Origin of the sequence: Pseudomonas sp. P7779 (assembly GCF_013386315.1) — a bacterium.
Taxonomy (GTDB): domain Bacteria; phylum Pseudomonadota; class Gammaproteobacteria; order Pseudomonadales; family Pseudomonadaceae; genus Aquipseudomonas.
Window position 1 is genome coordinate 1696 of record NZ_JACARZ010000078.1, and the last position, 1048, is coordinate 2743.

A 1048-nucleotide genomic window follows, 5' to 3' on the forward strand; every position below is an offset into this window, starting at 1 on the left:
GAGCGTGGGAACGATCTTTACAGGGCTTATTCGGCGAAGGTCATACCGTGTTTTTCCTTAGTGGTCTTCACCGCCTCCAGCACCGCCAGCAGGCAATCATCACGATAGCGCTCCAGCGCCGAAATGCTGTGTTTGCCCAACTGATCGCTTGTGCCGTCCACCACGTCATCAATCAATTTGTCGGTCAATTCCGGCGCCGGCAGATAGGTCCACGGCAGCTGCAAGGCCGGGCCGAACTGCGCCATGAAGTGCCGCATCCCGGCATCACCGCCCGCCAGCGTATAGGTCAGGAACGTCCCCATGAACGACCAGCGTAAACCGGCGCCAAAGCGAATCGCATCATCGATCTCGCCGGTGGTTGCCACACCATCGTTCACCAGGTGCAACGCCTCACGCCACAGGGCTTCCAGCAGCCGGTCAGCGATAAAACCGGGCACTTCCTTACGCACATGCAAAGGGCGCATGCCGAGGGATTCGTACACCTTGATTGCTGCCTGAATCGCTTCCGGCGCAGTGTTTTTGCCGCCTACCACTTCCACAAGCGGCAACAGGTAAACCGGGTTGAACGGATGGCCCACCACGCAACGTTCCGGGTGCGTGGAGCCTTCATAAAACTCGCTCGGCAACAACCCCGAAGTACTCGAACCAATCAACGCATTCGGCTTGGCCGCCGCGCTGATTTTGCTGTGTAACTCCAGCTTCAATTCCAGGCGTTCCGGGGCGCTTTCCTGGATGAAGTCGGCGTCTTTCACGCACTCTTCAATCGTGGCCACAAAGCGCAGGCGGTCTTGCGAGGCGCCGGGTGCAAGGCCTTGTTTCTCGAGTGCGCCCCAGGCATTCGCGACACGTTTGCGCAGGGCCGCTTCGGCACCAGGCGCCGGGTCCCAGGCCACCACATCCAGGCCGTGAGCCAGTGCGCGGGATACCCAGCCACTGCCGATAACGCCGCTGCCCAGCGCTGCGAAGGTTTTGATTTCAGTGATAAAGCTCATGGCAAATTCCTAAAGAGTTCGGTGATTCTGTGTGAGAGCCAAGATCAAAATGTGGG

At 59.1% G+C, this 1048-nt stretch carries 1 protein-coding gene; it reads right to left on the reverse strand.

The genetic code is table 11. From position 1 onward, the window contains the following. Positions 1–26: 26 nt before the first annotated feature. On the reverse strand, positions 27–992 hold the full coding sequence (locus HX869_RS22350) for an L-carnitine dehydrogenase (RefSeq protein ID WP_017476440.1): 966 nt from the start codon (positions 990–992) through the stop codon (positions 27–29). Between the last annotated feature and the right edge of the window lie 56 nt (positions 993–1048).

Coding starts and splice junctions, on each gene's coding strand:
- HX869_RS22350 (WP_017476440.1), bottom strand. CDS start 992: ATGAGCTTTATCACTGAAATCAAAACCTTCGCAGCGCTGGGCAGCGGC.